Consider the following 25,258-nt stretch of genomic DNA (forward strand, 5'->3'; position numbering starts at 1 on the left):
CTCGATGTGGCGTTGCAAGTTGCGGACGAGACCGGCCTGCCGCTGATGGTGCATATCGACGAGCCGCCGCCGTCCTATGAGGCGGTGGTCGACCGCCTGCGCCCCGGCGATGTCCTCACCCATTGCTTCCGCCCCTTCCCGAATGCGCCGGTCGACGGCAAGGGACAGGTCAAGCCGGCGGTGCTCGCGGCGCGGCAGCGCGGCGTCCTCTTCGATATCGGTCATGGCATGGGCTCGTTCGGATGGAAGACGGCGCGCGCCATGCTCGCCGCCGGCTTCAAGCCGGATACCATCTCCTCCGACGTCCATTCCCTCTGCATCAAGGGGCCGGCCTATGACCAGGTGACGACGCTGTCGAAGTGCCTGGAGCTCGGCATGCCGCTCGACGAGGTCATCGCCGCGTCGACGGTGAATGCGGCGAAGGCGCTGCAGCGGCCGGAGCTGGGCACGCTCAAGCCCGGCAGCGTCGGCGACGCCAGCATCCTGTCGCTGCAGGACGGCGCCTTCCCACTAGAGGATGTCCGCGGCGAGGTCGTCACCGCCAGCCGGCGGATCTTCGCCGAAGGCGTCGTGGTCAACGGCCGCTGGTGGCACCCGGCGTGATGGCCGGCCTGAAGGATCAAGAAGCCATGTCGATCGGGAGAGACGGAACCATGACGCGCGACGAGATCGAGGTCTTCGGCAATTTCATCGACGGGCGCTGGGAGACGGCGCCGGAGACGATGCCGGCGACCAACCCGGCGACAGGCGAGGCGATCGGCCGGCTGCCGCGCAGCGACCGCGAAACCGCCGGCCGCGCCATCGCCGCCGCCCGGCGGGCCCAGCCCGGCTGGGCCGCGCAATCGGCGTGGCAACGGGCGGTGATGTGCCAGGCCATCGCCGCCCAGATCGACCAGGCGCGCGACCGCATCGCCCGCACCCTCAGCCTGGAGCAGGGCAAGCCGTTCAAGGAGGCTCAAGGAGAAGTCGGCAAGGCCGCCGACGGGTTCCGGCTGGCGGCCGAGCTGGTCAAGCAGCTGCGCGGCGAGACCCTGCCGGCGGAGGATCCGACCAAGCTGGTCATCACCCTGCGCCAGCCGCGCGGTGTCTATGCCGTGGTCACGCCCTGGAACTTCCCGGTCAACATCCCGGTCGAATACCTCGCCCCCGGCATCGCCACCGGCAACGCCATCGTCTGGGTGCCGGCGCCGACCACCTCAATGGCAGCGGTCGAGCTGATGCGGGTGATGGAGGCGGCGGGGCTGCCGCCGGGCGTGGTCAATCTGGTGATCGGCGAAGGGGCCGTGGTCGGCGACGAGATCGTCGGCCACCCAGATACCAACGGCATCGGCTTCACCGGCAGCCCGGCCACCGGCCAGCGCATCGCCGAACGCGGCGCCGGCAAGCCGATGCTGCTGGAACTCGGCGGCAACGGGCCGGTGCTGGTGTTCGATGACGCCGACCTCGACCGCGCCGCCACCGCTGCGGCCGGCGGCGCCTTCTTCAATGCCGGCCAGGTCTGCGCCGCCACCGGGCGGGTGCTGGCGCATCGCAGCATCGTCGAGCCGCTGGCGCGGCTGCTGGTCGAACGTGCCCGGGCGCACACCCTCGGCGACCCGCTGCAGCAGGGCACCACCATGGGGCCGCTGAACAATGCGAAGGTCGCGGCCAAGGTGCGCGAGCATGTCGAGGATGCGGTGGCCCGCGGCGCCACCGTGCTGGCCGGTGGCCGGGCGCGGCCCGATCTCGGCAGTGACCTGTTCTTCGAGCCGACCGTCATCACCGGCGTCACCCGCGATATGCGGATCAACCGGGAAGAGACATTCGGCCCAGTCATCCCGATCCTGGCCTTCGACGATGACGAGGAGGCGCTGGACCTGGCGCTGGACAGCGACCACGGCCTCAGCGTCGGCCTGTTCACCGCCAACATGGACCGGGCGCTGCGCTTCGGTGAGGCGATCCCGGCCGGCATCGTCAACGTCAACGCCGGCAGCACCTATTGGGAACTGCATCTGCCCTTCGGCGGCGGCACCGGCACCCGCAGCGGCATCGGCCGTCTCGGCGGGCGCTTCACGCTGGAGGCGATGACCGAACTCAAGATGATCTCGATCACCCGGGCGGGGAGGTGACCGCGCCATGACCGCCAAACCATCCACCGCGCCCGACACCGGCCCGTCGCCGGCGATCGCGGCCGGGCTGCTGGCCGGCCTGGCCGACACCCTGATCCCGGGCGACGACCATTGGCCCTCGGCCGCGGCCACCGGCGCCCAGGCGGCGCTGGCGACACGGCTGATCGAGGAGCGCGGCGAGCCGGAGCTGGCGAAGCTGGTCGCGGCGATCCTGCGGGCGGGCGGGCCGTTCACTGGCAAGTCGGAGGCGGAGCAGGTTGCCATCGTCGAGGCCTTCGAGGCGGCAGAGCCGGCGCTGTTCGGCTGGGTCCGGGACGCCGTGTTCTTCGCCTATTACGAAAGCCCGTTCGTCATCACGGCGATCAACGCCCAGGGCCATCCCTACCGGCAGCGGCCGCATCTGAAGGGCTATCCGCTGCCGCGCTTCGACCTGGTGCAGGACACGCCGCAGCACGGCCGCGGCCGCTACCTGCCGACCGACGCGGTACGCCCGGTCGACACCTCGACCCTCGATCTCGACAGCGACCGCACGCAAGCCTGGGGGCTGAAGCGATGAAGAAGAAAGACCCTTGCGACGTCTTGATCATCGGCGCCGGCGCCACCGGTTCGCTGGCGGCGACCGAGCTGGCCCGCGCCGGGCTCGACGTCGTCTGCCTCGAACAGGGCTCCTGGGTCGAGGCCGCGGACCATCCGCATTACAGCGCGGATTGGAGCTGGCAGCGCCGCACCCGGTGGAACGCCGACGTCAACCGGCGGCACCATCCGGACGACTATCCCGTGGTGTCGGACAGCTCGCAGGTGCTGATGTGGAACGGCGTCGGCGGGTCGACCAACGTCTATGGCGCGATCTGGCCGCGCTATCGCCCGTCGGATTTCCGCAAGGGCGACGAACACGGGCTGCAGCCGAACTGGCCGATTTCCTATGAGGACATCGCCCCGTTCTATGAGCAGGCGGACCGCATGATCGGTGTCAGCGGGCTGGCCGGCGACCCGGCGATGCCGCGGCGCGATTCCTGCCCGACCGGGCCGCTGCCCTTCACCAAGGCGGCGCGCCGGCTGGCCGGGGCCTTCGACAAGCTGGACTGGCACTGGTGGCCGGCCGAGGCGGGGGTGATCTCGGAGGATTATGACGGCCGGCCGGGCTGCAATGGCTGCGGCATCTGCAATGGCTGCCCGCGCGGTTCGATGAGCAAGTATTCGCTGTCGATCTGGCCCAAGGCCCTGGCGGCCGGCACCAGGCTGCGCATCCATGCCCGGGTGCTGCGGATCGAGAAGGGGAAGGATGGGCGGGCCACCGGCGCGCTGTATATCGACCGCGAGACCGGCCTGACCGAATTCCAGCCGGCCGAGATCGTGATCGTCGCCGCCAACGGCGTCGGCACGCCGCGGCTGCTGCTGGCCTCCGACAACCTGGCCAACCAGTCCGACCAGGTCGGCCGCAACCTGCTGCACCATACGCTGGTCGGCGCCGAGTTCTGGGTGGACGAGCCGATCGACGGCCATATGGGCTATGTCGCCTCGCTGATCAGCCGGCAATTCGCCGAGACCGACACCAGCCGAGGCTTCGTCAACGGCTTCAACTTCAACTGCCTGACCAGCACCTCCGCCGCCGGCGAGACCGCGGCGGGCTGGGTGACCGAGACCAGGGCGCCATGGGGCCGCGACCATCACCGCTGGTTCGAACGTCATTTCGGCCATGGCATCGGCGTCTATGCCATCGGCGACGACCTGCCGAACCCGGACAACCTCGTCGCCCTCGACCCGATCAAGCGGGATGCGGACGGCATCCCGGTGGCGACGATGCATTACGCGCCGGGGGAGAATGACCGGCGGATGATGAACTACATGCTCGACCGCCTGGTCGACATCTCCAAGGCCGCGGGTGCCTTCGAGGTCCGGCTGCAGGATTACCGCGACAAGGACGGCGTGTACCGCACCCCGGCCTGGCACATGATCGGTACCTGCCGCATGGGCAGCGACCCCGAGACCTCCGTCGTCAACAAATGGAACCAGAGTTGGGACGTGCCCAACCTGTTCATCGTCGACGGCAGCCTCCTGGCCACCGGCGGCGTGGTGAACCCGACGCCGACGATCTCCGCCCTGGCCTTGCGGGCGGCAGGCTATATCCGCGACAATTTCCGCGAACTGAAGGGCAGCACCCGGTCGATCGCGGCATGAGTCCTGGTCCGGGGTGACGATGATAGGCCCCTTTTTCTGTCATTGCCCGGCTTGACCTCGGATCACGTCCAAGGGGGGCAATCCAGGGGCCATCGAGAACTGCTCTGGCCGCCCCTGGATGCCACGGTCAAGCCGTGGCATGACAATTGAAAGTAGTCTTTTCTCTGCGGGAGTCCGAAATGCTGCAGCCGCCGCCCGCCGAGCCGGGCATGCGCGAGGATGAGGTCGACACGCCGGCCCTGATCCTCGACCTCGATGCCTTCGAGGCCAATCTCGACCATATGGCCGGGCTGGCGGCGGCGGCGGGCGTGCGCCTGCGGCCGCATGCCAAGACGCACAAATCGCCTGTGATCGCCCATCTGCAGCTGGCCCGTGGCGCGGTCGGCCAATGCACCCAGAAGGTCGCCGAGGCCGAGATCCTGGCCTGGGGCGGCGTTCCCGACATCCTGGTCAGCAACGAGGTGGTCAGCCCGCGCAAGCTGGCGCGTCTCGCCGCGCTGTCACGGGTGACGAAGGTCGCGGTCTGCGCCGACCATCCGGGCGGGGTGGCGGCGATCGAAGCGGCGGCGGAAGCCGCGGGCGTCAGGCTGACCGTGCTGGTCGAGATCGATGTCGGCACCGGCCGCTGCGGCATGGCGCCGGGACCTGAGGCAGTGGTGCTGGCCGAGCGCATCGCCGCCAGCCGGCACCTGATTTTCGGCGGGCTGCAGGCCTATCACGGCCGGGCCCAGCACCAGCGTTCGGCGGAAGAACGGACCGCCAGCATCGCCGCCGCCGCCGATGTGGCCGGGCGGGTGGTGCAGGCGCTGCGCGGGCGCGGGCTCGACTGCCCGATCGTCGGTGGTGCCGGCACCGGCACCTTCGCGCTCGAGGCGGCGAGTGGCGTGTTCAACGAATTGCAGGCCGGCTCCTACATCTTCATGGATGCGGATTACGGCCGGAACGATCCACCGCCACCGTTCCGCCAGGCCCTGTTCGTGCTGGCGACGGTCATGAGCGCGCCGCGCAGCGGTGCCGCCGTCGTTGATGCCGGGCACAAGGCCGTCGCGGTCGACAGTGGCATGCCGCTGGTTTGGGGCCGGGGCGATATCCGTTATGAGGGTGCCTCGGACGAGCATGGCCGGCTGGCCGTCGCGCCGGAGGCCGGGGCACTCAAGCTCGACGAGCGGATCCGGCTGGTGCCGGGCCATTGCGACCCGACCGTCGACCGTTACGACTGGTATGTCGGCGTCAGGGCCGGCCGGGTCGAATGCCTGTGGCCGGTCGCAGCGCGGGGGGCGATGGCCTGACACTGGTCCGTCGGTTCAGAGACGGTCTCTCAGCGCCAGAACGGTTTCTTGAGTTCCTGTAGCACGTCCGTCCGGCTCCAGCCGAGATCCTTGAGATCGGCGTCGCTGAGCGTCGCCAGCACATGGCGCTGGCGGATCCGCTGCAGGATATCCTCGATGCACAACAGCAGGCCGAGGGTGGCGGAGTGTCGCGGCTTCGTCACCCGATCGTGCGGCCCGTCGCGGGATGAGGTCTGTGCGGCGATCATGGCAACCTCCGGGTTGCAATTGGCCTTATCATTGTGCCTCAAAGGGGCGTGATGAAAGATCCAATTCCGGTGAGTTGCCCAATCCAATCCCGGAAATGCAACGGCCTCTTATCCAAGCCGGCCCGCCAGGGATATCGCCGGTCGGCCGGCGAAACTGCACAAAAGGATATTAAACAAAAGGCCCGGCTATCATCCGGGCCGTTCATTAACTATATTCAAGATGTATTGCGCATGATCCGGGACTATCACGGATTGATCCTTAGGCACGGAGATTTTGAATGAGCGAGAACGGCACCGCCACATCGGCATTGGCCGCAACGGACGAAACCCGGCGGCTTACGGTGCAGATCGTCTCGGCCCATGTTTCGAACAACAGCGTCGCGCCGAGCGACCTGCCGGCCCTGATCGCCCAGATCTATGGCTCGCTCCAAGGTCTTGGCAAGCCGACGGAGGTGGTGGTCGAGCGGCCGCAGCCGGCCGTGGCCATCAAGAAATCGGTGACGCCGGAGTACATCGTCTGCCTCGAGGACGGCAAGAAGCTGAAGATGCTGAAGCGCCATCTGTTCTCGGCCTATGGCCTGACGCCGGACCAGTATCGCGAGCGCTGGGGCCTGCCGGCCGACTACCCGATGGTGGCACCGGCCTATGCCCAGCAGCGCAGCCAGCTGGCGAAGACCATCGGCCTCGGCACCCGCCGTGCGGCCCCGGCGGCCGAGCCTGCCGCCCCGGCCAAGCGCCCGCGCGCCCGCAAGGCGGTCTGAGGCAACAGCGGGGCGGTGCTTGCAGGCCAGGCACCGCCCACCCTGATCCGCCCACCTCGATCCGGTAGGCTGAGCCGCCCGGGCAGCAATCGCTTTGCCCAAAAGAAAACGGGCCGCACGAAGCGGCCCGAGTTTAGGGAGGAAACGCCCAAGAAGTGCGTTACGACAGCAGCAGACGCTGCATATCGCACTGCAACATAAGCACAGGGCGGCAAGGACCGCAAGGGTCCAATAGATTAAAAAACGGTCATTTCCCATTCTGCCTAAAAAATGCCCGCCCGGCGTGGCCGAAAGGTCACGCCCTCCTGTGGGGTCGCCCGTGGCCGAAAGATCACGCTCCCTTATCCGATCAGCTTGGCCTTCAGCAGCACCCGGGCCAGGGCGTCGAAATGCTCGCTGGGGACGGCCTCGCCAGTGCGGGCATCGGCATGCAACCGGCGCGCCAATGGCGGCACCATCTCGACCGGCACGCCGGCCATGCCGCGGCCGCCGCGCAGCTTGCTGACCAGGATCGGCACCGCGGTCTCGCCCGGCACGAAGCGGATGCCGACCGTGAGTTGCCCATCGCTCAGATAGATCGTGGGATCGCCGCCCTTGCCGGTGCTGGTCGCCAAGACGCGCTGCTGCTGCCGGCGAGCGTGGCGGATCTGCGGGTCTCCCTCCTGCTCCTTGCGTTCGCGCTTGGATTCGGTCCGCGTCATCCGCTGGTCACGCTGGAACAGCCAGCGCTGCAGCGCGATGTCGAACAGGGCGAAGACCAGCAGCACCGTGGCGATGCCGATCAGCACCGGCTTCAGCGTTGCCACCAGGATGGCGCCGACGCAGTCGCGGCCGCAACTGGGCGCCACCAGCAGCGCGTGCAGCGCCCCCATGGCCAGCAGCCCGATCACCACGATCAGGGCGCCGACCTTGAACACCGACTTCACGAATTCGATCAGGTTGCGCAGGCTGAACAGCCGCTTGAAGCCGGACACCGGGTTGATCTTGTCGCCGCTTGGCACCAGCGGCTCGAACGACAGCGGGATGCCGCGCAGGAAGGCGATGTTGGCAGCCACGCTGGCGACCACGACGACGATCACCAGCGGCGCCACGATCCGCGCCGCCAGGGCCAGCATCGTCGGCAGGATGGTGTAGCTGTCGCGGAACGGCTTCGCGGTCAGGCCGATCGGCTCGGTCAGGATGGCGCGGAACGCCTCGATGATGGTGGGGCCGTCGATCGCGAGATAGGCCAGCCCGGCGATCAGGCCGATGACGGTGATCAGGTCGCGGCTGTTCGCCACCTGGCCCTTGCGCCGGGCGTCCAGCAGCTTCTTGCTGCTGGCGGGAAGGCTCCTGTCCTCGCTGTCGCTCACGGCAGCACGGTGCGGGCGAGGTCGAGCACGCCACGGATCGCGCCGAGCCCGTCGGTGAAATACGGCACCAGGAACAGGGCGTAGACCGGCAGCACCAGCAGGACCGCCGCGGTCTTCACCGACAGCGACAGGTCGAAGACGTTGAGCTGCGGCGCCATCCGGCCGATCACCGCGAGGGTGAGGTCGCCCAGCAGCATGACGATCACCAGGGGCGCCGCGAACAGCAGCCCCAGCTCGACCACGCGATCCAGCAGGCCCAGCAGCAGCGTCGGCGTCTCGCCGGTGAAGGGCGGCAGCAGCGCCGTTGCCGGCCACAGCGCATAGCTGCGGTACAGCGCCTCCGCCAGGATACCGAGGCCATTGCCGGCGAAGAACAGCGCCAGCAGCACCAGCACGAACAGCGTGCCGATGGGCGAGGCCTGGCCGGCCGCGTTCGGGTCCAAGAGATAGGCGCCGTTGACACCGCGCTGCATGTCGACGATCTCCCCCGCCGCCTCCACCGCCCAGAATGGGATACCGAACAAGAGGCCCAGCAGCGTGCCGATCACCGCCTCCTTGGCCACCAGCATGATGACCTGGCCGGGCTGCAGCGGGGTCAGCGCCGCCAGCTCCGCCGTCACCTGTGGCACGACCGGCAGCGCGATCGCGATCATCACCACGTTGCGCACCAGCCCGGTCAGGCCCAGCCGGGCGAACACCGGCAGCACCGTGGCGATGGCGATGGCGCGGGCGGTCGCGACCGAAACGCCGACGAGGTAGGGCGTGAACGTGTCGGTCAGGACACGGAACGCCTCGAAGTTCACGGCCGCGTCGCCTCCGCCGGAACCACGCCGCGGGTGATCTGCGGGAAATCGTTGAAGATCCGCTCGGTGTAGCGGATCAGCGGGCTGGCCAGCATCGGGCCCAACAGCACCAGGCTCAGCACCACGGCGATGACCTTGATCGCCATCGGCAGGGTCTGGTCCTGGATCTGGGTCACCGCCTGGAACAGCCCGACAAGCAGCCCGACCGCCGCGGCAATGCCCAGCGCCGGCAGCGACAGCAGCAGGGTCAGCGTCAGCGCCTCCTGCAGCAGATGGGCGATCACGGCCTGGTTCATCAGCTGTAGCTCAGGATCAGGCCGTGCAGCAGGCGCGACCAGCCGTCGACCATGACGAACAGGAACAGCTTGAACGGCACCGAGATCGCCAGCGGCGACACCATCATCATGCCCATCGCCATCAGGATGGCGGAGATGATCAGGTCGATGACGATGAAGGGCAGGTACAGCAGGAAGCCGATCTCGAAGGCGCGCGTCAGCTCGGAAATCACGAAGGACGGGATCAGGATGACCAGGTCGTTCGGCGTGGCGGCGGCGCTGGCCTCGGCCGGCCAGACCTTGGACGTCGCGGCCAGCAGGAAGTCGCGTTCCGCCGGGTCGGTGAAGCGCATCAGGTAGGCCCGCACCGGCTCCGCCGCCGACCGGATCACCACCTGCCAGTCCTGGACGCTGCGCAGCGTGACCGACGGGTCGCTGACCCGGGCATAGACCTCGGCGATGACGGGGGCGGTGATGTAGACCGTCAGCATCAGGGCGATGCCGTACAGCACCATGTTCGGCGGCGTCTGCTGGATGCCCAGCGCGTTGCGCAGCAGCAGCATGACCACGGAGATCTTCAGGAACGCGGTCAGGGTGACGATCAGGAACGGCACCAGGCCGATGACCGTGGCGATGCCGAGCAGCGGCAGGATGTCGGGCTGGCCCTCAGTCATCGCCGAACAGCCGCACCACCCGGATGCCGAGGGAGTCCTCGATCTGCACGATCTCGCCGCGGCCGATGCGCCTTCCGTTGGCGATGATGTCGACCGCCTCGCCCGGGTCGCGGCCCAGGCTCAGCACGGCGCCCGGCGCCAGCCCCTGCACCGCGGCCAGCGGCAATTCAGTGCGGCCGAGTTCGAACACCAGCGTCACCGGCAGCTCGTCCAGCCGCTCCGCCGCCACGGCTTCGGCCCCGCCATCGGTCTCGGTCATCCACAATCCTCCATCCTGCAGGGCCAGGGCCTGCCGCAGCGCCATGATTCGAATCCCGGCCGGCTCGCGCCGGGCCGGATGGGCCCAGCGTTCGCCGAACACCACCAGGGCCTCGCCGTTGCGGCAGGCCACATCCGGCAGCAGCACGTCGCCCGGCACCAGGCCGCGCAGCTCGGCCAGGGCCAGCCGCACCGCGCCGATGCGGACGGCCAGCGGCACCGGCAGCCCGGCCAGCGGGGCGGGAGGCTTCGGGGCGGCGTCGATCGCCCGCCGCAGCACGGCCCAGGCCGCCACATCAGCGGCGAGATGGATGGTGGTGTCGGCGAAGTTGTGGCGGATGCCGATGTCGCAGTGGAAGGCGGCATCGACGGTCGCGGCGCCGGTCCAGTCGACGCCGTCCAGCGCGATCGGGCTGCCGCCGGACTGCTCCAGCGCCGGCAGGATCTCCGCCAGCAGCGTCTCCAGCAGCAGCGCCGCCAAGGCGGGGTCGAGGTCGCGGGGCGACACCGCGGCGGCCTCCGCCAGGGCCGCCTCGGCCAGCGCCACCGGCACCAGCAGCACCAGCCGGCCCGCACCGAAGCGACAGGTCACGGCGACCCGGTCCGTCGCCGCCGGCGGGTCGAGGGTCGGGGCGATGAACAGCGGTGCCTCGATCTCCGCCTCGCCGATCCGGATCGCGACCGGCCGGCAGCGCCGGGCCATGGACGCGGCATCGCCGGCCTGCTGCCGGCTCGAGCGAGGCGGCACGAAGGCGACGGCGTCACGGGAGGTCAGGGGCTCGGTCACGCGAATCTGCGCAGGCGATCGGGCAGCGGTCATGGCCGGCCCTCCGGCGGCCGCAGGCTGGCATCGTCCTCGGTGGCGACGTCCTCGCCGATCTCGGCAGCCTTGCGCCGGGCCGTGGCGTGGCGGTCTTCCAGCCGGTCCAGCCGGTCGGCATCGCGCCGCCGGTCGCGCCAACCCGCCCGGGCGGCGGCGGTCCCGGCCTCCGCCTGGCCGGTCTCGCCCCGGCGCTCCTGCACCGTGGCGGCGTGGCGCCGCGATTCGTCGGCCAGGGCCGAGACCTGGTCGCCCAGCCGCTCCAGCGCATCGGCCCGCACCGGCTGCGCCAGCGCCGATTCGTACAGCTGGGCCTCGCGTGCCTGCCGTTGCCGCTCATGGGCCTCGTGCTCGGCCACGGCGGCGCGCTCCCGCGCCTCGGCCACGACCAGCCCGGCCCGTTCGCGGCCCAGCGCCTCGATGGCCAGCCGCTCGCGGTCGCGCCGCAGCTGCCGCAGCTTGTCCAGGGCGGTGTTCACGGGGGGCTTCATCGTGCCAGCCGCTCCAGTTGCTCGCGGGTCTGGCCGAACGGCGTCGCCTCGCCGAAATCCTGCTGCAGGAAGCGCCTGATCTCGCCGATCTTGGCCACGGCCTCATCGGCCAGCGCGTCGCTGCCGGACCGGTATTCGCCGACCTGCAGCAGCAGCTCGATATCGGCGTGCTTGGCCATCAGCCGGCGGATCTGCAGCGCGGCGTGGCGATGGCCGTCGCCGATCACCGCGTCCATCACCCGGCTGCGGCTGTCCAGGATGTCGATCGCCGGGAAATGGCCGGCGCTGGCCAGGGCCTGGGACAGCACGACATGGCCGTCCAGCAGGCCGCGGGTCTCGTCGGCGATCGGGTCGGTGGCGGCGTCGCCTTCGACCAGCACGGTGTAGAAGCCGGTGATCGACCCCTTGGCCGCCGGCCCCGCCCGTTCCAGCAGCCGCGGCAGCATGGCGAAGAAGGAGGGCGGGAAGCCGCGGCGGGTCGGCGGTTCGCCCGCCGCCAGGCCGATCTCGCGCACCGCGCGGGCGAAGCGGGTGATGCTGTCCATCAGCAGGGCGACGCGCAGGCCCTGGTCGCGGAAATACTCGGCGATGGCGGTGGCGACGAAGGCGGCCTTGACCCGCTCGATCGCCGGCCGGTCGGAGGTGGCGGTGACGATCACGGCCCGGCGCAGCGCCTCCGGCCCCAGGTGGCGGTCGATGAATTCGCGCACCTCGCGGCCGCGTTCGCCGATCAGCCCGATGACGACGGCGTCGGCGTCGACGCCCTTGACGATCTGCGCCAGCAGCGAGGATTTGCCGGTGCCGGGCGACCCGTAGATGCCGATGCGCTGGCCTTCGCCGCAGGTCAGCAGCCCGTCGATCGCGCGGATCCCCAGCGGCATCGGCCGGCTGATCAGCGGGCGCAGCAGCGCCGGCGGCGCCTCGGCATGCAGCGGATAGGTCGACTCGGTGTCCAGCGGCCCGCGCTCGGCAGTGTCGAGCGGCCGGCCCAGGCTGTCCAGCACCCGGCCCAGCAAGGCGGGGCCGACGCCCAGGCGCAGGGCCCGGCCGGTCGGGATCGCCTCGGTCCGGGTCGACAGACCCTCCAGGCTGCCGATCGGGGTCAGCACCGCGGCGCCGTCGACCAGCCCGACCACCTCCGCGAGAATGCTGTGGCCGGTCCGCGGGTCGCGCAGCTCGCAGATCTCGCCCAGCCGGGCATCGTGGATCTCGGCATGGACGGTGACGCCGATCGCCTTGACCACCCGGCCCTTGACCGGGCGCGGCTCGGCCTCCTCCAGCCGGCGCCGCAGCACCCGTAGCGGGTCGCCGCGCAGAGCCAGGCCGGCGGCCGGGAGGGGCGAATCGGGCGCGGTCATCGCGGCGCCTCGCCCGGCCCGGTGCCGCGCAGCGCGTTGCGCAGGGCGCGCAGCTGGGCGTCGATGCCCAGCTCGACATGGCCGTATTTGGTCACCATCACGCAGGTGTCGTCGGCCAGGCCGGGGTCGGATTCGACGGTGACGCGGCGGGCGATGTCGCCCAGCTCCCAGGCCGGGTCGGCCAGCCGCTCGCGCAGCGCGCCCACCAGGTCGGGGGCCACTCGCAGCGTCGCCGCATGATCTAGCCGGGCCTGGCGCAAGCCATGGGCGACGGCCTGCAGCACCAGTTCGCGCCGGTCGAAGCGGCCGAGGATGCGCTCGATCGTCTCCTGCACCAGGTCGGCCAGGGTCTGGTCCAGCCCGGCGAGGTAGCGGTCGATCTGCACCCCGGTCGCGGCCAGCAGCGTCGCGGCCTCGGCCCGGCCGGCGGCCAGCCCTTCGGCATGGCCGCGGCTGCGCTCGGCGGCGAAGGCGGCGTCGGCCTCGGCCCGCAGCCGTGCCGCATGCGACTCGGCCTCGGCCAGGAAGCGCCGCGCCTCATGCCATTGGCTGAGGGCCGCGGCCTTCAACACCGGGCCGCCCGGGCGGAAGGCGGGGCGGGTGTCAGCCATGGGATGCCACCGTCCGCAGCGCGGCGGCGAACAGCCCGGCCGCCGCGGTCCGGTCGGCCGGCAGGCCGGTCTCCGGCCAGCGCTCCGGCGCCAGCCGCAGGCGCAGTCGGTCGGCGACGGCCGGGCCGGCCTCCAGGCTCCAGCAGGCCAGGCACAGCTGCCCGGCGCGCTCGATCGCGGTCTCGACCGGCAAATTGTCGCCGATGCCCAGGGCCGGAGCGGGGCCGCGATGGGCCAGGCCGAAGCCATAGGCATCGGCGCCGATCGCCGTCGTCACCCGCCGGATGTCCGAACCCAGCACGATGGTCCGCAGCTGGGACGCCAGGGCGGCAGCGCCGGCATGGCGGATGGCGCGGTCGAGTGCGGCGGGCGGCATGGCCCCGGCCAGCGCGATATCGCCCCGGAAGGCGTCGGCGTCGAAGTCGGCCACGCCGAGCCGCTGTCCCAGCAATGCCGACAGGCGCGGCCGGATCCGTGGGCTGTCCAGCAGTTGCCGGGCCGCGGTCTCCGACAAGCCGGGAAAGGCGCGGGCCAGCTGGCCCGGATGGGCGTGCAGCGCCAGCGCCCGGTCGAAGCGCAGTGCCGCCAACTGATGCTCAAGCCCCTCCCGGGGTGTCATTCGGCGGCCTGCGGGTTGCTGTCGCGCCGCCGCCAGAAGCTCCACCCGACCGCGCCGGCCGCCGCGAGCAGGGCAATGCCGACCACGGCCAACAGGCCTTCCAGCCAGGGCGCGCTCGACTGGTGCACCCAGACGCCGGCGATGTTGGTCAGCGGGTCCTGCACCGGCGGGGTCATGCCGCCGGGATCGGTCGGCAGGAACACGACCGAGACGTTCTCGTACATCAGCCCCTTGATGCCGTTCGCCACCAGCATCTTGATCTCGGGCGTCAGCTTCGACAGGTCGACATCGGCCCGGTGGCGGATGACGACCGAGGCGGAGGAGGGCGAGGCGGCGGCCTTCAGCCCCTCCGGGTCCGGCAGGACGACGTGGACGCGGGCGGAATAGACGCCGTCGATCTCGGAGATGGTGCGCGACAGCTCCTGGCTCAGCGCATAGATCAGCCGCGCCTGTTCCTCCACCGGCGACGACACCAGCCCCTCGCCCTTGAACACGGTCTCGATCGACGCGTAGCGCTCACGCGGATAGCCGTTGCGGCTCAGCAGGTCGACCGCGTCGGCGAAGCGGTCCTCCTCGACCGAGACGACAAGGCCGCGATCCTTGGTGACCTCGCGCTCGGCCGGAATGCCCTGGTGCAGCAGGATGGCGACCATCTCATTGGCCTCGCGCTCCTCCAGCCCGCTGTACAGCTCGACCTTGCAGGCGGCGAGCAGCAGCAGGGCTGATATCGCGAGGAGGCGGAGCGCGGACGGCACTCTCCCGCCGGGTCTCGACTGGGCCAAGGCGGCGGGCATGGTCTCGGCTCAGCTCCGGATCAGGGTGTTCACGGTGTTCGGGATCTGCTGCGTCGTGGTGGTCACGAGGTTCATCTCGAGGATCTTGCCGATCGACCGGGTGGTTTCCCGCCGCGCATCGGCGAACATCTGCTTCAGCTGCTCCACAGCTGGATCCTGGCCCGGATGCTGGGCGGCCGGGCCCGGCTGCGCCCCCGGCTTGGCCGCCAGCGCCGGTGAGGGCGTCGCGACGGTGGATTGCGTCGGGTCGGTCGAATCGCGCATCGCCAGGGTGCTTTTGTGGAAGCTCTCCAGCGACCGCAGCATCTGGTCGCCCATCGTGGCCGGGTTGGCCAGCAGCTTGGCCTTCAGGCTGGGCGCGTAATCCGCGATCGATTTCTGGCTCGGCTGCAGCGGCATCGCGTAGTCGAAGACATTCCCGGCCTTCGGGTCCAGCGGCAGCGCGACCGGCACGACCGGGGCCTTGGGCTCGATCTGGGCCGGGATGTGCAGGGCGGCGGGCGAGATGACAACCATGGCTCAGCCTCGGCTTGCTTGGATGCGGTGGGGCAGGGGCGCGGTCATGATCCGGTCTTTCCGGTCCGGCCGCGCACGATCGTGGTCTGGAACTGGTAAGCCTGCTGCAGCGCCTGCATCGTCTCCTTGACCAGGGCGACATAGCGGGGCGGGCCGTTGATCAGCGCCACATTGGCGCTGGCCAGCGGCCGCAGCGGGAAGCGGGGGTCATCCAGCCGCAGGCTGGCCAGCGAATCCTGCAGCTCCTCGAACCGGATCGGCCCGAGCGGCAGCATCTCCGACGCCGCCTCCTCGACCGTGGTCACATAAAGTACCTGGCCGTCGTAATACCATTGCAGGCCATAGCTGGCGGCCAAATGGTCCAGCAGCTGCTGCGGCGTCAGCTCCGGCAGCCGGCCGCGGACCCGGCCGGCGACCTTGTCGCTGACCTTGACCGGGATATCGAGGTTGCTGCCGAAGGCGGCCAGCACGTCCCGGATATCCTGGTCGAGGATGACATAGGGGTAGGGCTTGTCCGGCCAGGGCAGCGTGCTGCGGCCGGACACGGCTGCAGGAGCCATCGCCTGCGGTGCCGTGATGGCGGGAGCAGGTGTTGCGGCGGGCGGCAGAGTCGAGGCCGATGGGGGCGTGGCCGATGGTGGGATCAGCGGCGTGGGTGCCGCCGATGCGGTCGGTGCCGTGCGGATGACGGCCTGCGCCGCGGCCGGGGCAGCCGCAATGATGCCAACAACGATTAGGGCGCTGCCGTAACCGGCGGCCCTGGCCAGCATGCGTCCCCCGATCGCGTGCGCCGACGTCATGACGGTTGTGTCCGCTCAAATCTCGATTGGCAAGTTTTTGCCGATGTTGGCAAGTTTCCGCCGATGCGGTGACTCGCCTATGCTGTATCCAGTTATAGCGCCCCTGTGCCAAAGCTGCAAAAGCCAATGACGGCCAGTCCATGCTTCAGCAGACGGCCCTAAACACATCGAAGGCGATTCGGTTCCATGCGCTTTTGTTAAAGTTTTCCACCTGCCAATAGTGGGTGAAGCCTGTGGGTGTAGATTTGAATTGGGGTTGACCTGTTCAAATTTTGGGACATAGTCATGGCTGCTTGGCGGGGTGCCCCTGGGAAGGACTTGTCCTGGCAGGGGCGCCTGAAATGGGCGAGAGCAGAGATGGTCTCGCAGATGTGGGGGCCGGATCTTCGCGCAATACCGCGAGAGATCGGCAGCGAGCATAGAGGAGAGCGACATGGCTGATCAGACCGGTGGCGTGAATCCCGCCGACTATCAGAAGATGTTCCAGGACGAGCAGGTCCGGCAGTTCGAGAACCAGAAGGTCCTGACCAAGGCCAATGGCGATCAGACGATTGCCGAAGGCTGGCAGCGGGCCGCTGAGCGCGCCGCGAGCAACAACTAAGGCCTGCGCGGGCGAAATCTCATCAAGTCTCTGGTGCGATTGAGGTTCAATCGGCCGGTGCAGGATTCGCGAGAGGCGCGGCTGCAATCCAGCCGCGCCTATCGTCGTCGGCTGGGCTTGGCCTCGTCGAACGCCTAATCGTTGTTGGTATGGTCGAGACGTGCGTGGGGTGCGCGATGCTCTCGAAACTCAAGATGGGCCTGTTCGGTGCGGCGGCGGCCCTGGGGCTGGGCCGTGGCTCGTCCACGGTCACGCTGTTCGTGGTCGAAGGGCCGAATGCCGGCACCGCCCAGAAGCTGGCGGCCGCGACCTATCGGCTGGGCAGCGGGCTCGATTGCGACATCGTCCTGGCCGATGCGGCGCTGGCGCCGGTCCACACCTTGATCGAGATCGATCGGCGGCGGATCCGGGTCGAGCCGCTGGCCGGTGCCGTCATGGTGCCCGGCCGCGACGGGGTGGTGGAGCCGGGTGATGCGCTGACGCTGCCGCTGCCGGCCGAGCTGACCCTCGGCGGGACGCGGCTGGTGCTGCGCGCGCCGGTCGAGATCGGCGGCGGCGTCACCCGCTTCCAGGCCCTGGCTGCGGCAGCGCTGCTGATGGCAGTGCTGGGCGGCCTGTCCGGGATCGCCTTCTCTTCCGGTGAGCCGGCGGTCGAACCGGCGGTGCCGGCTGCGGCGCGACCCGAGAAGCCGGTGGTGCAGACGGCGGCCCTGGCCCCGGTCGTGCCGCATCAGGAAACGCCGGAAGCGGCGCTGCGGGCGCGGATCGATCAGGCGCATATCGACGGTATCGCGCTGACGGCCAGCGGCAACCGCATCGTCGCCGCCGGCCGGCTGTCGGCGGAGGAGATGGCGCGCTGGCGCGACATCCAGGCCTGGTTCGACCGCACCTTTGCCGGGTCGTCGCTGCTGTCATCCGAGGTCGGCGCCGGGCCGGTCAGCGAGGCGCCGGAGGTCGTGATCCAGGCGGTGTGGACCGGTGCCAACCCGTATCTGATCACCCACACCGGATCGAAGTATTTCGAGGGGGCGGATCTCGGCGGCGGCTGGTCGGTCGAGACGATCCGGCCTGATGCCGTGACCCTGCGCAGCCGGTCCGGCCAGACCTTCGTGATGAGCCTGACCGATCCTGCCAAGCCTTAGCGGATGGCCGGGAAGGGGGAAACGACATGACGACAATCCGGTCACGCACCGAACCCCTCGACGGGGTCAGGGCCGGCGAAGCGCCTGAAAACGCCGGCAGCCGGCCGGCCGGCCCGGCCGGGGCGACGGCGCCGCGGCGGGTCACGGCGACCCGCACCCGCCGGGACCGGGCATCGCGGCTGCGCGACGAGATGCTGGACTACATCCGCCCGGCAAGCGCCGGCGAAGTGCATCCCGGCGCGCTGGGGCAGGTCGAGGCCCTGGCCGAGCTGGTCGACCAGCTGCAGGCGGACGCGCCGGAAGACCGGCTGGCGCGCTGGGGCAGCGCCGTGCTGCTGCAGGAGCTGCGCAAGCAGGATCTGCTGCGGTCCCGCCTCAACGACCTGATCGGCGGGTGACGCGGATGACGCCGGCCCAGCGCGACACCCTGCATCGCCTCGTCTTCGACTATCTCCGGCACGGCCAGAACCACCGGGCGCTGGCGCTGGCGCTGCTGCTGGCCTCGCGCGGCGGAGATGCGGTGGCGTTGCGGGCGGTGGCGGTGGCCTTCCTGGCGGTCGGCCGGCCCGACCGCGCGATCGACGTCCTCGACCGGCTCGAGGCGGAAGAGGCACCGGCCGCGGCCCGCCATCTGCTGCGCAGCCGGGCACTGCACCAGCTGGGCGAGATCGAGGCGGCGCGCCGTGCCTTCCGCAACTATCTCGACGCGCCGGACCGCAGGGCAGCCGCATGAACCCGCGCCTCCGCTCCGCCTTCACCGCCTTCACCGGGCGCCAGGATCTGATGATCGTGGCGCTGCTGGTCGCCACCATCCTGCTGATGATCCTGCCGCTGCCCACCCTGCTGGTGGACATGCTGATCGCCTGCAACATGACCTTCGCGGTCCTGCTGCTGATGGTGGCGGTCTATCTCCGCAGCCCGATGGAGCTGTCGGTGCTGCCCTCGGTGATCCTGATCGCCACCATCTTCCGGCTGGCGCTGTCGATCGGCGTCACCCGGCTGGTGCTGATGCAGGCCGATGCCGGCTCGATCATCCAGACCTTCGGCGAATTCGTCATCGGCGGCAGCCTGGCGATCGGGCTGGTGATCTTCCTGATCATCACCATCGTGCAGTTCGTGGTGGTGGTGAAGGGTGCGGAGCGGGTGGCCGAGGTCGCGGCCCGATTCACCCTGGACGCCCTGCCGGGCAAGCAGATGAGCATCGACGGCGAGCTGCGGGCCGGCGACATCGACCTGGCCGAGGCGACGCGGCGGCGCCAGACGCTGGAGAAGGAAAGCCAGCTGTTCGGCGCCATGGACGGCGCCATGAAGTTCGTGAAGGGCGACGCCATCGCCGGCCTGATCATCGTCGCCGTCAACCTGATCGGCGGCCTGGCGGTCGGCGTGCTGCAGCACGGCCTATCGTTGGGCCAGGCGCTGCATGTCTATTCGCTGCTGACCATCGGCGACGGGCTGGTGGCGCAGATCCCGGCCCTGTTCATCGCCATCACCGCCGGCACCATCGTCACCCGGGTGACGACGGCGGAAAGCCAGAATCTGGGTGCGGACATCGCCCGCCAGATCGGCGCCAACCCGACCGCGCTGCTGATGGCGGCCGGGGTGATGGCGCTGCTCGGCTTCGTGCCGGGCTTCCCGACCCTGATCTTCCTGGCGATCGCCGGCATCCTCGTCGGCGGGGTGCTGCTGCAGCGCCGCCGGCTGGCCGCGGCGGCGGTGGTCCAGGCCGATGCCGCTGCTGCCGATGCCGTCGTGGCGCAGGACGACACCGTGGTGCTGCATCTCGGCGCCGATCTGGCGGCGGGGCTGGGCCGCACCACGGCGATCGCGCTGGCCCAGGACAGTGCCGAATCGCTGGAAGGCATCTTCGGCGTGCCGTTCCCGGTGGCCCGGATCGACACCGGCGGGGACCTGGCGGCGGATGGCTTCCGCATCGACATCGACGGCGTTCCGGTCCAGGCCGGCACGGCGCGGCCCGGCAAGCTGCTGCTGCGCGACGACCCCATGCATCTCGACCTGCTGGATCTCGAAGTCGAGACTGCCGAGGGCGGGGGGCCGCACTGGATCGACGGCCGGCATGAGGCGACGCTGGTCGAGGCCGGCATCGGCCATGCCGCGGCGGACCAGGTGGTCGGCGATGCGCTGGCCGCGGCCCTGCGGCGCTACGCCCCCCATTTCCTCGGCATCCAGGAAACCCAGGCCTTCCTCAAGCGGATCGAGGCGACGCGCGGCGACCTGGTGCGCGAGGCGCAGCGCAACCTGTCGGTGAACCAGATCGCCGACGTCTTCCGCCGGCTGCTGGAGGAGGGCATCTCGCTGCGCAACCACCGGCTGGTGCTGGAGACGTTGGCCGAATGGGGCCAGAAGGAGCAGGACGTGATCCTGCTGACCGAATATGTCCGCGGCGGGCTGAAGCGCCAGATCTGCCACACCCATGCCGATGCGCGGAAGGTGATCGACGCGCTGATCCTCGACCGCAGCGCCGAGGATGTGGTGCGCCAGTCGATCCGCCAGACCGCGGTCGGCGCCTATCTCGCGCTGCCGGAAGGCCAGGCGGAGGAGATGGTCGACGCCATCCGCGGCCATCTCGGCCGGGTTGCGCCGGGCGGCCGGCCGCCGGTGGTGCTGACCGCGCTCGACACAAGGCGCTTCCTGCGCCAGACGCTGGCCCGCAATCTGGTCGATGCAGCGGTGCTGTCCTATGCCGAGATCGCCTCGGACTACACGGTGCAGCCGGTCGCGGTCATCCGGCTGACCGGGCGGCGCGGTCGGGCCGAGCCGGAAGCGGGTCCTGACCGGGCGGCTGCGGAATGAGGGGGGAGATGAACCAGTCCCGCTTGCGGGCGCGGTGGCGCGGCGCGCTGCTGTCGGCCGGGCTGCTCGCCGTCCTGGCGTCCGGCGCGGCGGCCCGGGCCCAGACCGAAACGCCAGGCATGACCGTGACGCCGCTTCCGGCCCAGGGCCAGGCCGAGATGGCCCAGGCCTCTCCGGGGGCGACCGCCGCGCCGGGGACGGCCGCCGTGCTTGGCGAAGCCCCTGAGGTCACCGCCATGCGGGCGCCGGCCACGGCGCCGAAGATCGTCACCGTGCCGCCCGGCGCCCCCACCGATCCGGTGCCGCAGGCCGTGCCGGGCCAGCCGCTGCCGGCCGTTCCTGAAGCTGCTCCGGGAGCGCCATCCACCACCATGCCGGGCATGACGGTGACGCCGGCGCCGCCGCGGGCGATGACGGTGTCCCCGGTGGTGACGCCCAGCCGCTCGATGCTGGAGATGAAGGTCGGCCAGGGCAACCTGCTGACCTTCGCGCAGCCGGTGCAGACCGTGCTGGTGGCCAACCCCAACGTGCTCGATGTCGAGATGGTGTCGGCCCGGTCGGCCTATATCTACGGCGTCTCCACCGGCACCACCAACCTGTTCGCCCTCAGCGGCGCCGACCAGGTGGTGGCCGCCGCCAATGTCCGGGTCAGCCAGGACGAGATGGCGGCGCAGCGCGAGGCGGCGCGGGTGGCGCCTCCAGGTTCCGGCCAGGTGGGCTATATCCAGGACCGGCCGGTGACGACAGGGACGGCGCCCGATCTCGGCGCCGCGATGAAGCTCGACGCCCTGGCCCAGCAGCTCGGCAGCAATGCCGGCGGCGCCATGAACATGAACACGGTGCAGGGGTCGCAGCAGGTCGGCATCCGCGTCCGCTTCGCCGAGGTGTCGCGCACCGCGGTGCAGAATCTCGGCATCAACTGGCAGGCGATGTTCGACATCGGCAAGTTCAATGTCGGCGTCGTCACCGGGGCCTTCGGCGGCGTCGGCGGCGCCGGGACCGCCAATGCCGGCTATCACAGCGGTGGCAACAATGTCGATGCCGTGATCGACGCGCTGCAGAACGAGGGCGTGGTCAACATCCTGGCCGAGCCGACGCTGACGGCGATGAGCGGCGAGACCGCCAACTTCCTGGCCGGCGGCGAATTCCCGATCCCGGTGCCGCAGGGCAACGACACCGTCACCGTCGAATACAAGCAGTTCGGCGTGTCGCTGTCCTTCACCCCGACCGTGCTGCCGGGCGACCGGATCGCGATGCGGGTGAAGCCCGAGGTCAGCGAGCTCAGCGACGCCGGCGCCGTGACCAACCGCGGCTTCTCGATCCCGGCCCTGACCGTGCGCCGGGCCGAGACGACGATCGAGCTTGGCTCGGGCCAGACCTTCGCCCTGGCCGGCATGTTCCAGCGCAACATGTCGAACGCGGCCGACCAGATCCCGGTGCTGGGCGACATCCCGGTGCTGGGCAAGCTGTTCCAGTCCAGCAAGTACAAGCGCAACGAGACGGAGCTGGTGACCCTGCTCACCCCGTTCCTGATGAAGCCGACCGACACGCCCAAGGCGCTGGCCCTGCCGGCGCAGCGCACCGCCCCGACGGTGCAGCGCGCGCGGTCCTCCTCCATGACCGGCGGCAGCGCCGGCTTCGTGCTCGAATAGGATTTCGAGATGACGCTCCCGACCCGACCGCATGTCCTGGCGGCCCTGCTGCTCCTGGCCGGCACCCTGGCTGCCTGCGACCACAAGATCCCGGACTGGCCGGAGGATGGTTACACCAGCCTGTCGACGCCGGTGGCGCATCCGGTGCTGTTCGCCCCCCAGGCCGCGCGGCTCAGCGCGACCGAACGCACCCGGCTGGTCGACTTCGTCCGCGGCGCCGGGCTCAGCTCGGGCTCAACCGTCACGGTCGCGGCCGGCGGGCCGCAGGCGGCGGCGCGGCAGCAGGCGGTGGTGGCGGTGCTGCGCAGCACCGGCCGCTACGCCATCACGCTGGTCGACGATCCCGGTGCGGGCGACGAGGTCCAGGTGTCGGCGGCGGGGCAGGGGATGCTGTGGCCCAAGCGCTGCCTGAACCCGGACGGCTCGCTGCCGGAAGACCTGCCGCTCGGCTGTTCCAGCGACATCAACCTGGCGCTGCAGGTCGAGCGCAAGAGCGACCTGGTCCAAGGTCGGCGGACCGGGCCGGCCTTCGCCAACCCGTCGGTGCGGGCGGCCGAACGCTACCTGCAGCTGCCGGGCGGTGACGAAGGCGGCCAGGGCGGCGGATCCGGCACCAGCAACCGCACCCAGGCCGGGTCGGTGCTGCCGCCGAGCAGCACCAGTGGCGCCGGCGGTACCACCACCACGGGGCAGTGAGGCGGGCCTAGCCACAGATTGACCGGGCCAGGTCCTGGCTTACGGCATGTCGGCAGCCAGCTGCTCAAGAACCGCATGGGCGGTCGTGACCCGCGCCGAAATCGGGAAATTGCGGTTCGCCAGCATGACGATGCCGATCTTCCGGTCCGGCACGAAGGCGACATAGGCGCCGAAGCCGTTGGTGGAGCCGGTCTTGTTGAACAGGGTCGGCCCCTCCGGCGTCCGCGGCGGCGTGATCTGCGTCACGGCATTGGCCTGCAGGCTGGTCTGGTCAGAGTTGCCGGCCAGCAGCCGGTCCAGCGTGACTGGATAGGGATATTGTTCCCAGCCGAGCCCCTGCACCATGCCGCCGGCCCTGAAATAGCCGATATGGGTGCCCTCGACCGCATGCCGCATCGGCGCGTCGAGCGTCTCCGGATGGATGTTGGCCTCGACGAAGTGGAGCACGTCGACGGCCGTGGCCTTCACGCCATAGGCCTCGGCATCGAACATGTCCGGATTGACCCGGATCGGCTGGTTCGCCTTGTTGTAGCCCCAGGCATACTGGTCCATCGCCGCCGCGGGCACCCTGACATAGCTGTGGCTCAGGCCGAGCTTCGGGAACAGCTCGGCTTCGGCCAGATCGGCGAAGCTGCCCTTCAGCGCCAGGGCGGTGACGTACCCGAGCAGGCCGATGCTGGCGTTCGAATATCGCCGCTGTTCGCCGGGGGCGGCATCCGGCTTCCATTGCTGGAAATAGGCCGCCATCTCCGCATCGGTGCTCACCGCGTCGGGGACCTGCAGCGGCAATCCTCCCGCCGTGTAGGTGCCGAGATTGAGCAGGGTCGCCTTGTCGATGGGGCTGCCGCGCAGCTGCGGCATGAACGCCCCGGGATGATCGTCCAGCGAGATCTTGCCCTGCCCCAGGGCATAGGACACCAGCGTGGCGGTGAAGGTCTTGCTGACCGAGCCGAGCTCGAAGATCGTATCCTTCGTCACCGGCGCCTGGCTCTCCTTCGAGGCGACGCCGAAGGTGTAGACATACTCCTGGCCGTCCACGGTCAGGGCCACGGCCATCCCTGGCACGTCATATTGCTGCATCAGCGGGCGGAAGGCCCGGTCGACGGTGGCGGCGATTCGGTCGGCACGGTCGGCCGCTTGGCTCGCAAGCGGCAGCAGGCAGGATGAGATGACGGCCAGGGCGAGCGGCCCGGCCAGTTTGGCGACAGCGGTCAAGGGGCGTCCTCTCTCTTCGGGACAGGCTCTTGTGGAGCCACCGAAGAGGCGAGGAAGCCGGGTCAATGTGGCGACAGCGAGACCATGATCGCGCCGGTGCCGGTTGCAGATCAATTGCGGCAACGCTATATAGCCGCCGTCGGAAAAGGCGGACTTGGTTTGGTAAGCCCAAGTCCTTTCGGAAACGAAAGCTCTGGTCTCCTGCCGCGTGCAGGGGATCCCCACGACGAACAGTGGACGCCGCCCGGGCGTCCTCTTGTTCGTCCGTGTGGTTCTCGAAACGACGAACCGCTCCGGTCGAACGCTGACACAGGAGCAGCCCCATGCCCAACCGTCCCCTGGCTCCCTCTGACGTCGTGATCGCCGGTGCCGGCCCCGTCGGCTTGTTTCTCGCCTGTGAGCTGCGGCTTGCCGGCCTCTCGGTGCTGGTGCTGGAGCAGGCCGCGGACCCGCGCTCCCCCTTGAAGCGGCTCCCGTTCGGGTTGCGCGGCCTGTCGGCGCCGAGCATCGAAGCCTTCTACCGCCGCGGATTGCTGGACGACATCGCGCCGCCACGCGCCAAGGATGGCTCGACCGGCCGCACGCCGGATGCTCCGCACTGGATGCAGCAGGCGCGCCGCCCGGGCGGTCATTTCGCCGGCATCCAATTCTACAACGACAGCATCGACAGCTCGAAATGGCCGTATCGCCTGCCCAGCCCGGCCGGCACCAGCGTGGCGGTCGAGATGGAGCACATCGAATCCGTCCTGGCAGCCCGCACCATCGCGCTCGGCGTCGAGATCCGGCGCGGCCTCGGCGTCGACGGCTTCGACCCATCCGACGAAGAGGTGGCCATTCGCGTCGGTAACGAGGTGTTCCGCGGGCGCTGGCTGGTGGGTTGCGATGGCGGCCGCAGCACGGTGCGCAAGGCCGGCGGCTTCGCCTTCGCCGGCACCGACCCCGAATTCACCGGCTACTCCGCCGAGGTCGAACTGGCCGATCCGGACAGGCTCGAACCCGGCCGCCACTACACGCCGACGGGCATGTACACCTACTCACGGCCTGGAACGATCGCGATGGTCGCGTTCGACGGCGGCGCTTTCCACCGGACCCAGCCGATCACGCGGGACCAGGTGCAGGCGGTCTTGCGCCGCGTCTCCGGCGTCGAAGTCGACGTGACCGCGCTCCCTGTCGCCACGACCTGGAC

Annotated in this window: 28 protein-coding genes; 14 read left to right on the forward strand and 14 right to left on the reverse strand. The window is 70.0% G+C overall.

Annotated elements, in window-relative coordinates:
* The 5 genes from AC3XYG_RS04170 to AC3XYG_RS04190 all read left to right on the forward strand — a co-directional run.
* The coding region (locus tag AC3XYG_RS04170) for an amidohydrolase family protein (protein WP_489138551.1) at positions 1-603 on the forward strand (603 nt) is incomplete at its 5' end.
* Between the two features lie 50 nt (positions 604-653).
* Entirely contained in the window at positions 654-2,108 is a 1,455-nt protein-coding gene (locus AC3XYG_RS04175) for an aldehyde dehydrogenase family protein (RefSeq protein WP_489138552.1), read from the forward strand.
* Positions 2,109-2,115: 7 nt separating this feature from the next.
* Positions 2,116-2,664, forward strand: coding sequence for a hypothetical protein (locus tag AC3XYG_RS04180; RefSeq protein ID WP_489138553.1), 549 nt, complete (start codon positions 2,116-2,118; stop codon positions 2,662-2,664).
* On the forward strand, positions 2,661-4,286 hold the full coding sequence (locus AC3XYG_RS04185; protein WP_489138554.1) for a GMC family oxidoreductase: 1,626 nt from the start codon (positions 2,661-2,663) through the stop codon (positions 4,284-4,286). The genes AC3XYG_RS04180 and AC3XYG_RS04185 overlap by 4 nt, the downstream gene beginning before the upstream one ends.
* Positions 4,287-4,465: 179 nt before the next feature.
* Positions 4,466-5,575 (forward strand): DSD1 family PLP-dependent enzyme, encoded by a 1,110-nt coding sequence (locus AC3XYG_RS04190; RefSeq protein ID WP_489138555.1) that lies wholly within the window; start codon positions 4,466-4,468, stop codon positions 5,573-5,575.
* 29 nt (positions 5,576-5,604) lie between these two features.
* On the opposite strand, the gene AC3XYG_RS04195 is transcribed toward AC3XYG_RS04190, so the two are convergent.
* Positions 5,605-5,823, reverse strand: coding sequence for a DUF1127 domain-containing protein (locus tag AC3XYG_RS04195; protein WP_489138556.1), 219 nt, complete (start codon positions 5,821-5,823; stop codon positions 5,605-5,607).
* 278 nt (positions 5,824-6,101) lie between these two features.
* Between AC3XYG_RS04195 and AC3XYG_RS04200 the strand changes: the two genes are divergently transcribed.
* Positions 6,102-6,584 carry a Ros/MucR family transcriptional regulator gene (locus tag AC3XYG_RS04200; protein WP_489138557.1) on the forward strand — a complete coding sequence of 161 codons (483 nt, stop codon included), beginning with the start codon at positions 6,102-6,104 and terminating at the stop codon, positions 6,582-6,584.
* A 341-nt stretch (positions 6,585-6,925) separates the two neighbouring features.
* Here AC3XYG_RS04200 and AC3XYG_RS04205 read toward each other — a convergent pair whose 3' ends face one another.
* From AC3XYG_RS04205 to AC3XYG_RS04260, 12 genes are read right to left on the reverse strand one after another with little or no spacing between them, the layout of a single operon-like run.
* Positions 6,926-7,936, reverse strand: coding sequence for an EscU/YscU/HrcU family type III secretion system export apparatus switch protein (locus AC3XYG_RS04205; protein WP_489138558.1), 1,011 nt, complete (start codon positions 7,934-7,936; stop codon positions 6,926-6,928).
* Entirely contained in the window at positions 7,933-8,739 is an 807-nt protein-coding gene (gene sctT / locus AC3XYG_RS04210) for a type III secretion system export apparatus subunit SctT (protein WP_489138559.1), read from the reverse strand. Before sctT ends, AC3XYG_RS04205 begins: the two co-directional genes overlap by 4 nt.
* The gene (sctS, locus tag AC3XYG_RS04215; RefSeq protein WP_489138560.1) at positions 8,736-9,035 is read right to left on the reverse strand and encodes a type III secretion system export apparatus subunit SctS; all 300 of its coding nucleotides are present in this window, start codon (positions 9,033-9,035) and stop codon (positions 8,736-8,738) included. The genes sctT and sctS overlap by 4 nt, the downstream gene beginning before the upstream one ends.
* Entirely contained in the window at positions 9,035-9,688 is a 654-nt protein-coding gene (gene sctR, locus AC3XYG_RS04220) for a type III secretion system export apparatus subunit SctR (protein ID WP_489138561.1), read from the reverse strand. Before sctR ends, sctS begins: the two co-directional genes overlap by 1 nt.
* On the reverse strand, positions 9,681-10,733 hold the full coding sequence (gene sctQ, locus AC3XYG_RS04225; protein WP_489138562.1) for a type III secretion system cytoplasmic ring protein SctQ: 1,053 nt from the start codon (positions 10,731-10,733) through the stop codon (positions 9,681-9,683). Before sctQ ends, sctR begins: the two co-directional genes overlap by 8 nt.
* Positions 10,734-10,762: 29 nt before the next feature.
* Positions 10,763-11,257, reverse strand: coding sequence for a type III secretion system stalk subunit SctO (gene sctO / locus AC3XYG_RS04230; protein ID WP_489138563.1), 495 nt, complete (start codon positions 11,255-11,257; stop codon positions 10,763-10,765).
* Positions 11,254-12,615, reverse strand: a complete 1,362-nt coding sequence (locus AC3XYG_RS04235) for a FliI/YscN family ATPase (protein WP_489138564.1) — start codon at positions 12,613-12,615, stop codon at positions 11,254-11,256. Before AC3XYG_RS04235 ends, sctO begins: the two co-directional genes overlap by 4 nt.
* Positions 12,612-13,226 carry a type III secretion system stator protein SctL gene (gene sctL / locus AC3XYG_RS04240; protein WP_489138565.1) on the reverse strand — a complete coding sequence of 205 codons (615 nt, stop codon included), beginning with the start codon at positions 13,224-13,226 and terminating at the stop codon, positions 12,612-12,614. The genes AC3XYG_RS04235 and sctL overlap by 4 nt, the downstream gene beginning before the upstream one ends.
* Positions 13,219-13,815, reverse strand: a complete 597-nt coding sequence (locus AC3XYG_RS04245) for a SctK family type III secretion system sorting platform protein (RefSeq protein ID WP_489138566.1) — start codon at positions 13,813-13,815, stop codon at positions 13,219-13,221. Before AC3XYG_RS04245 ends, sctL begins: the two co-directional genes overlap by 8 nt.
* Positions 13,816-13,841: 26 nt before the next feature.
* Positions 13,842-14,600: a type III secretion system inner membrane ring lipoprotein SctJ gene (gene sctJ / locus AC3XYG_RS04250; RefSeq protein WP_489138567.1), complete on the reverse strand. Its 759-nt coding sequence runs from the start codon at positions 14,598-14,600 to the stop codon at positions 13,842-13,844.
* A 48-nt stretch (positions 14,601-14,648) separates the two neighbouring features.
* Complete coding sequence (locus AC3XYG_RS04255; protein WP_489138568.1) at positions 14,649-15,155, reverse strand: hypothetical protein; 507 nt, start codon at positions 15,153-15,155, stop codon at positions 14,649-14,651.
* Between the two features lie 44 nt (positions 15,156-15,199).
* On the reverse strand, positions 15,200-15,955 hold the full coding sequence (locus AC3XYG_RS04260; RefSeq protein WP_489138569.1) for a hypothetical protein: 756 nt from the start codon (positions 15,953-15,955) through the stop codon (positions 15,200-15,202).
* A gap of 433 nt (positions 15,956-16,388) precedes the next feature.
* Here AC3XYG_RS04260 and AC3XYG_RS04265 point away from each other — a divergent pair, with 433 nt between their 5' ends.
* The 7 genes from AC3XYG_RS04265 (at position 16,389) to AC3XYG_RS04295 (ending at position 22,857) form a co-directional block, all read left to right on the forward strand.
* Complete coding sequence (locus tag AC3XYG_RS04265) at positions 16,389-16,556, forward strand: hypothetical protein (protein ID WP_489138570.1); 168 nt, start codon at positions 16,389-16,391, stop codon at positions 16,554-16,556.
* Between the two features lie 176 nt (positions 16,557-16,732).
* On the forward strand, positions 16,733-17,698 hold the full coding sequence (locus AC3XYG_RS04270) for a SctD/MshK family protein (protein WP_489138571.1): 966 nt from the start codon (positions 16,733-16,735) through the stop codon (positions 17,696-17,698).
* A 26-nt stretch (positions 17,699-17,724) separates the two neighbouring features.
* Entirely contained in the window at positions 17,725-18,096 is a 372-nt protein-coding gene (locus AC3XYG_RS04275; protein WP_489138572.1) for a hypothetical protein, read from the forward strand.
* Positions 18,093-18,431 carry a hypothetical protein gene (locus AC3XYG_RS04280; protein WP_489138573.1) on the forward strand — a complete coding sequence of 113 codons (339 nt, stop codon included), beginning with the start codon at positions 18,093-18,095 and terminating at the stop codon, positions 18,429-18,431. The genes AC3XYG_RS04275 and AC3XYG_RS04280 overlap by 4 nt, the downstream gene beginning before the upstream one ends.
* Positions 18,428-20,509 carry a type III secretion system export apparatus subunit SctV gene (gene sctV / locus AC3XYG_RS04285; RefSeq protein ID WP_489138574.1) on the forward strand — a complete coding sequence of 694 codons (2,082 nt, stop codon included), beginning with the start codon at positions 18,428-18,430 and terminating at the stop codon, positions 20,507-20,509. The genes AC3XYG_RS04280 and sctV overlap by 4 nt, the downstream gene beginning before the upstream one ends.
* A gap of 8 nt (positions 20,510-20,517) precedes the next feature.
* Positions 20,518-22,161: a type II and III secretion system protein family protein gene (locus tag AC3XYG_RS04290; protein ID WP_489138575.1), complete on the forward strand. Its 1,644-nt coding sequence runs from the start codon at positions 20,518-20,520 to the stop codon at positions 22,159-22,161.
* Between the two features lie 9 nt (positions 22,162-22,170).
* Positions 22,171-22,857: a CpaD family pilus assembly lipoprotein gene (locus AC3XYG_RS04295; RefSeq protein WP_489138576.1), complete on the forward strand. Its 687-nt coding sequence runs from the start codon at positions 22,171-22,173 to the stop codon at positions 22,855-22,857.
* A 39-nt stretch (positions 22,858-22,896) separates the two neighbouring features.
* On the opposite strand, the gene ampC is transcribed toward AC3XYG_RS04295, so the two are convergent.
* A complete protein-coding gene (ampC, locus tag AC3XYG_RS04300) occupies positions 22,897-24,054 on the reverse strand; it encodes a class C beta-lactamase (RefSeq protein WP_489138578.1) in 1,158 nt (385 codons plus the stop codon).
* Between the two features lie 341 nt (positions 24,055-24,395).
* On the opposite strand from ampC, the gene AC3XYG_RS04305 reads away from it, so the two are divergent.
* On the forward strand, positions 24,396-25,258 hold an 863-nt coding region (locus tag AC3XYG_RS04305; RefSeq protein WP_489138577.1), incomplete at its 3' end, for an FAD-dependent monooxygenase.

This window comes from Inquilinus sp. (genome assembly GCF_057815775.1).

Excerpts from the sequence above, each read along its gene's own strand:
- AC3XYG_RS04175 (WP_489138552.1), top strand. The coding sequence starts at position 654 with ATGACGCGCGACGAGATCGAGGTCTTCGGCAATTTCATCGACGGGCGC.
- AC3XYG_RS04180 (WP_489138553.1), top strand. The coding sequence starts at position 2,116 with ATGACCGCCAAACCATCCACCGCGCCCGACACCGGCCCGTCGCCGGCG.
- AC3XYG_RS04185 (WP_489138554.1), top strand. The coding sequence starts at position 2,661 with ATGAAGAAGAAAGACCCTTGCGACGTCTTGATCATCGGCGCCGGCGCC.
- AC3XYG_RS04190 (WP_489138555.1), top strand. The coding sequence starts at position 4,466 with ATGCTGCAGCCGCCGCCCGCCGAGCCGGGCATGCGCGAGGATGAGGTC.
- AC3XYG_RS04195 (WP_489138556.1), bottom strand. The coding sequence starts at position 5,823 with ATGATCGCCGCACAGACCTCATCCCGCGACGGGCCGCACGATCGGGTG.
- AC3XYG_RS04200 (WP_489138557.1), top strand. The coding sequence starts at position 6,102 with ATGAGCGAGAACGGCACCGCCACATCGGCATTGGCCGCAACGGACGAA.
- sctS (WP_489138560.1), bottom strand. The coding sequence starts at position 9,035 with ATGAACCAGGCCGTGATCGCCCATCTGCTGCAGGAGGCGCTGACGCTG.
- sctR (WP_489138561.1), bottom strand. The coding sequence starts at position 9,688 with ATGACTGAGGGCCAGCCCGACATCCTGCCGCTGCTCGGCATCGCCACG.
- sctO (WP_489138563.1), bottom strand. The coding sequence starts at position 11,257 with ATGAAGCCCCCCGTGAACACCGCCCTGGACAAGCTGCGGCAGCTGCGG.
- AC3XYG_RS04235 (WP_489138564.1), bottom strand. The coding sequence starts at position 12,615 with ATGACCGCGCCCGATTCGCCCCTCCCGGCCGCCGGCCTGGCTCTGCGC.
- sctL (WP_489138565.1), bottom strand. The coding sequence starts at position 13,226 with ATGGCTGACACCCGCCCCGCCTTCCGCCCGGGCGGCCCGGTGTTGAAG.
- AC3XYG_RS04255 (WP_489138568.1), bottom strand. The coding sequence starts at position 15,155 with ATGGTTGTCATCTCGCCCGCCGCCCTGCACATCCCGGCCCAGATCGAG.
- AC3XYG_RS04260 (WP_489138569.1), bottom strand. The coding sequence starts at position 15,955 with ATGACGTCGGCGCACGCGATCGGGGGACGCATGCTGGCCAGGGCCGCC.
- AC3XYG_RS04265 (WP_489138570.1), top strand. The coding sequence starts at position 16,389 with ATGGCTGATCAGACCGGTGGCGTGAATCCCGCCGACTATCAGAAGATG.
- AC3XYG_RS04270 (WP_489138571.1), top strand. The coding sequence starts at position 16,733 with ATGCTCTCGAAACTCAAGATGGGCCTGTTCGGTGCGGCGGCGGCCCTG.
- AC3XYG_RS04275 (WP_489138572.1), top strand. The coding sequence starts at position 17,725 with ATGACGACAATCCGGTCACGCACCGAACCCCTCGACGGGGTCAGGGCC.
- sctV (WP_489138574.1), top strand. The coding sequence starts at position 18,428 with ATGAACCCGCGCCTCCGCTCCGCCTTCACCGCCTTCACCGGGCGCCAG.
- AC3XYG_RS04290 (WP_489138575.1), top strand. The coding sequence starts at position 20,518 with ATGAACCAGTCCCGCTTGCGGGCGCGGTGGCGCGGCGCGCTGCTGTCG.
- AC3XYG_RS04295 (WP_489138576.1), top strand. The coding sequence starts at position 22,171 with ATGACGCTCCCGACCCGACCGCATGTCCTGGCGGCCCTGCTGCTCCTG.